This window comes from Megasphaera sp. AF13-6AC (genome assembly GCF_027685385.1).
In the GTDB taxonomy this organism is placed as follows: domain Bacteria; phylum Bacillota; class Negativicutes; order Veillonellales; family Megasphaeraceae; genus Megasphaera; species Megasphaera micronuciformis.
In genome coordinates this window covers 1-5,512 of sequence record NZ_JAQCUN010000091.1, presented here as the reverse complement: position 1 = coordinate 5,512, position 5,512 = coordinate 1, and the positions used below count along the sequence as shown (strand labels likewise).

Annotated in this window: 5 protein-coding genes and 1 pseudogene; all 6 read left to right on the top strand. The window is 48.1% G+C overall.

Features of this window, described 5'->3' with window-relative positions:
• Positions 1-658, top strand: a pseudogene (locus tag PGX78_RS05940) (SpoIVB peptidase S55 domain-containing protein); the annotation flags it as partial.
• A gap of 160 nt (positions 659-818) precedes the next feature.
• A complete protein-coding gene (locus PGX78_RS05935; protein ID WP_270445871.1) occupies positions 819-1,613 on the top strand; it encodes an MlaE family ABC transporter permease in 795 nt (264 codons plus the stop codon).
• A 9-nt stretch (positions 1,614-1,622) separates the two neighbouring features.
• Entirely contained in the window at positions 1,623-2,372 is a 750-nt protein-coding gene (locus PGX78_RS05930; RefSeq protein WP_006942115.1) for an ABC transporter ATP-binding protein, read from the top strand.
• On the top strand, positions 2,372-3,607 hold the full coding sequence (locus PGX78_RS05925; protein WP_270445870.1) for an MlaD family protein: 1,236 nt from the start codon (positions 2,372-2,374) through the stop codon (positions 3,605-3,607). Before PGX78_RS05930 ends, PGX78_RS05925 begins: the two co-directional genes overlap by 1 nt.
• A 31-nt stretch (positions 3,608-3,638) precedes the next feature.
• The gene (locus tag PGX78_RS05920; protein WP_270445869.1) at positions 3,639-5,162 is read left to right on the top strand and encodes a TolC family protein; all 1,524 of its coding nucleotides are present in this window, start codon (positions 3,639-3,641) and stop codon (positions 5,160-5,162) included.
• Between the two features lie 78 nt (positions 5,163-5,240).
• Positions 5,241-5,512 (top strand): hypothetical protein (locus PGX78_RS05915; RefSeq protein ID WP_270445868.1); only part of this gene is annotated, 272 nt, incomplete at its 3' end.

The following is a 5,512-nucleotide window of genomic DNA, read 5'->3' as shown; positions in this document are numbered from 1 at the left end:
TTTCGTCGTACCGGAAGATCAGCCTCTGGGCGACATGGTTCTGGAAGTACGCGGCGGCGGTATCGTACCTTTGCCGTACCTTATTCAGAAACAGCAGTATAATTTGACGGATGAAATCCTTGAACGCCTGAGAACATACAAGGACTTCGCCGACTTGAAAAAGAAAATCGAAGAAGAAGATTCAAACAACCAAATCGTCATCGAAATCCTTGAACAGAATGTAAGCATGGTCAACGATGAAAAGTCGACAACGGCGAAGTTGAAGATTCAAGGGAAGGAACCTGTCGAAACGGACAAATCCCTGGTGAAGCCGAAAAAGAAACTTCTCAGCGAACATGACGATGACGACGAAGCCAAATCGGTTGTCGATACGCCGTATATTATTCACGGCGACGGGCAGATTACCATTAAGGTTATGACACCGGCCAAACGGGATGCTGAGATGGCTAAGCGCAAAAAGTCTCATAGCGGCCAAGTCAGTCTCGTTGAATCGATGGACGGTGAAGACAGTGACGTAACGGGGAAGAAGGATGATGTGAAGGCCCGTAAAAACGGCGATAAAAATGCGTCGTCCCATAAAGATAAGACAGCCTCGGACGCTCAAAAGAATCATGGCGACAAGGATGCCGACCCGACTACGGACGAAAAGGATGAATAAGTTTTCATGAGAGCGAAAAAGGAGCGGATATTATCCGTTCCTTTTTTCGTAAAAAACTGCTCAAAACGGCGATTCAATGCGAAAAACATTTGAAAAATACTCTTGTTCATGATATGATTAACCTTATGAAAACTGGAGAATTATCGATAGTTTTCCACCTATGGTTACAGAGTGTCTGAAGGAGGCAGTTTTGCAACACCTATTGGAGCGTATCGGACGCTTTACTCTGCACATTTTCGAGGAAGTCGGAGTTATTTCCGTTCTCTTCGGACAAACTATAAAACAAATGCCCCGTATTCGTCGGGATTTGACCATAAATCAAATGGCACACCTCGGTGTCGATTCATTTCCCATTGTCGCTCTGACTATGCTCTTTGCCGGCATGGTTATGACCCTGCAAATCGTGGATATTCTCATGCGATACGGAGCGCAGTCAACGTTGGGCGGCATTATGTCTGTCGCCATGGGGCGTGAATTAGGCCCCATTCTGACAGGTGTTGTCGTAGCCGGCCGCGTCGGTGCGGCTATGACGGCTGAAATCGGGACGATGAAGGTAACGGAGCAAATTGACGCCCTGCGCTGTATGGCTACGGACCCGGTAGCCTATCTGGTCGTGCCGCGCTTTGTTGCTTGTGTGGTTATGGTGCCGTTATTGACCTTTTTCGGGTATCTCATCGGTACGGGCGGCGGCTATTGTGTAGCCGTTTTCAGTGCGGGACTTACGGATTACACGTACATGCATTCCATCGAGTTCTTTACGGAAATCAGTGATGTCCTTTTCGGTCTTATCAAGGCCGGTGTCTTCGGCGGTATTATCGCCCTTGTAGCTTGTTTTGAAGGGATGCACGCCAAGAGTGGGGCCGAAGGGGTAGGACAGGCGACGACGAAATCCGTCGTTACGTCTATTATCTTTATTTTTATAACGAATTATATTTTGTCCGTCATTTTATACTAGGAGCGACCTATGATACGTTTAGAAGATATAACCGTCGCTTATGACGACAGAATTATTTTGAACCATGTCAATTTGGATATTCACGACGGCGAGACTCTGGCCGTTATCGGTGCCAGCGGCTCCGGAAAGAGTACGACCTTACGACTTATTATGGGGTTGCAAAAGCCGACGAGCGGCAGGGTATACATTGACGGCGAAGATATTACGGACTATTCGGAAGAAAAGATGGATGAAGTTCGACGCCATATGGGTATGGTCTTTCAGTATTCGGCTCTCTTCGACTCTATGACAGTCGGTGAAAACGTGGCCTTCGGTTTGAGGCAGCATACAAAGACGAAAGAAGAAGAGATTCATAAGATAGTTGCCGAAAAGCTTCACGCCGTGGGGCTGGACGGAATTGAAGAGATGATGCCCAACGACTTGTCGGGGGGCATGAAAAAACGTGTCAGTCTGGCAAGGGCCGTGGCCTTAAATCCGAAGATTATTTTATACGATGAACCGACAGCGGGTCTCGATCCGGTGCGCAGCAACGACATCAGTCGTCTGATAAAGGCTATGCAGGAAAGTATGCACCCTTTATCGGTCGTCGTTACACACGATATGGAGTCGGCCTTTTCAGTAGCTGACAGAATGGTGTATTTGGAAAACGGAAGATTTGAAATGATAGGAACAACGGAAGAATTTAAAAATACGACGAATGAAAAAGTTCGCTATTTCATTACAGGCGGTAAAGAAGGACGAGAAGGGGGCGAGAGATAATGAAGAATATGACGGCGGAAGTCAAGGTCGGAATTATGACCGTTGTCGGCGTACTCTTATTATTCTTTGTAGTCGTCGGCTTGTCCCATGCAGATTTGTTTCGTTCGTCGGGACTTACGGTACACGTAGCTTTCAGTGATGCCAACGGGTTACAGGCCGGTAATACCGTGCGCTACGTAGGCGTCAACGTCGGCAAGGTGGAATCCGTAACAGCCGGTAAAGACGGGGTGCAAGTGACCTTGAAGCTGAAAAAAGGTACGGAAATTCCTAAGGATTCCAAGGCCATCATTACGACGGACGGTCTTATGGGTGAAAAACTGGTGTCTATTACGCCCGGACAGGATACGCAACATTTAGTGACAGACGGCGGAACCTTACAGGGCGATAAGGTCAAGTCGGTTGACGATGTTATGGATAATGCCAATAAGTTGCTGAACAACGTAAACGACATGATGAAAAACGTCAATTCCGTTATCGGTGACGAAAAGACACAGGGGGCTATGCGCGGCTCCATTCAAAATATTGCCGGAATTACGGGCAATGTAAACGATATGTTGGCGGCCAATGCCGGCAATGTACAGCAGATGACGGCCAATATGGCGGCTATTACGGGACAATTGAATGAATCGGTACAACGCATGGACGGCGACGGAAAGATGAGCGCCGATATGCGCAGTTCCCTGGAAAATATCAAGGTTATTACGGACCGGTTTACGGTCATTGCGGGGGAGATGGAAAATATCGCCACGGACCCGCAGAGCAGTGCGGACATTCGGAAAACCTTGCATAATACGGCACAGATTTCCGAAAAGGTAAACGGCCTGCTCGGAGGTGGCGGTATGAACATGGAAGGCGAAGCCGGCATGTTGTATAATGATACGAGAAATGAGGTCAGCGGTCGCGCAAATTTTAAGTTATACCGTCGCGACTCTTTCGCACTTGTCGGTGCGGAAGACGTGGGAGACGGTACGCAGCTTAATTTGCAATACGGCAGAGCTTATAAAGACTATGCCGCAAGGGCCGGGTTGATACACGGTAAGTTCGGTATAGGGGCCGATTTCTTTACACACAGCAAGTTTCGCTTTTCTCTTGAAGGGTATGACCCCAACGACTGGCGTTATCGTTTGACGGCCCAATATCAGATTCATCCGCACATCTTCCTCATGGGGCAATTTACCCGCCCCATGTCGAGATCTGACGGCGGTAATTATTACGGGATTAACTATGTCTTCTAATACGACCGAATACGGTTACGGAGGTCTTGCAATGAATAAAAAAATTTCCAAGCAGATTTTGGTAGCAATCATGCTTACATCTATCAGTGCCGCTGCGGGCGCAGCCGACACGACGGAACATTTCGATGCGACGGACGTCATTAAACATGCGGCTTCGGCAGAGCTTTCAGACAGCCGTAAATCCGATGTGCCGCCTGAATTACGTGAAAAATTATCGCAACAAATTCATGCGGATATGGCCAAAAGGGCTGAAAAAGCGGCTAAAAAGAAAGAGGCCGATCCGGTTATCGTCGTCGGTCGCGTGCCTCGCAATGAAGCGGTACAGCTTACATTGCCCCGTACAGTAGGCATGGCCTTGGATTATAATCGGGACATTAAAATGGCTCACTATGACTTGAAGTCGGCTGAATATGCCATTAACGAAGCACGGGCCGGCAAGATGCCGAATGTAAATTATAGTTTTGCCGCTACTCGCAGCTCGTCGCAAACGGGTGTTGCCGGGGTCTCGACAATCGGTAACCGTTTTACAAACGGGCTCAGTGTGTCCATTCCTTTGTATACGGGCGGTAAGGTAGAAGGCATGACGGAAATTGCCAAGTTGGGTAAGACGACGGCACAAGAAGAAGTGCTGCGCGTTGAACAGCAGACGAAACTCGATGCCATTAAGGGATATTACGCTCTCTTGGCGTATAAACAGTTGAAAGACGTATATGATACATCGGTGACGAATTTGGAAGGACACGTTCGTAATGTAACGGCACAGTACAACGTCGGCACCGTTGCCAAACTTGATGTACTGACATCGGATGTATCCTTGGCCAACTCGAAGACCGATGCCGTAACGGCAGCCAATAATGTGGCCAATGCGGAAGCGTCTTTAGATAATATTTTGGGACTTCCTATTAATACGCGGTTGGAGTTGGCGGACCACAGTTTGCCGTTTAACGAATACAATATGTCTTTGGAAGACGCTCTCGACTACGCTATGAAATATCGTCCCGAAGTATTACAGGCGGCTTTAGCTGTAGAAAAAGCGGATGAAAATATCGGTATAGCTCAGTCGGGGTATCGCCCGACCGTAGCTGTCGGTGCAGGCCGTAACTGGTTCGACACGGACTTCCCGGGCACTAAGAATAAAGGCTGGCAGCTCCAGGGTACCGTATCCCTGCCCATTTGGGACGGCGGTGCCACCAGGGCTAAGACAAAAGAAGCTAAGGAAGCCTTTACGAAGGCTCGTGAAAATGAACAGAAGATTCGCGAAGCCGTACAACTCGAAGTAAAACAGGCATATCTTGCTATTCGCAGTGCAGCGCAGCGTGTACAAGCTACCCAGACCGTAGTAAACCAGGCTACGGAAAGCTTCAAAATCGCTACGGTTCGTTATCAGGCCGGGGTGGGGATTAACTTGGATGTTCTCGATGCTCAGCTAAACTTGGATAAGGCTCGCACGAACAACATTCAGGCTCTCTATGACTACAATGTAGGCATTGCAACTCTTGAAAAAGCGATGGGCATGGACGTTCGTACGGGTGCGGTTATTCCGACGAATGTATAAGTTATAAATACATAAGAGAGAGAATTGTTTGCTGCAATTCTCTCTTTGTCTATAGATGAAATACGGGAGTTACCATTCATGAAGAGACACCGCTTGTTTACAAGTGTCGTTATCATCTTTTTGGTGGTTTTCGGCGCCGCCTTTATTTGGATGCGCACGGCTCTATGGCCCCGATTACCGCAGATGATTACGTCCTTGGCCGATGAAAAAATAAACGGCACCCTGACATTTAGTGATATGCATATATCCCTTACGGGGAAAGTCGTCTTTACAGACGTAGCCGTTGCGGATGCGCAGGGAAGACGCGTGCTGGACAGTGAGGAAGTTGACGTTACGATCAATCCTTTCAA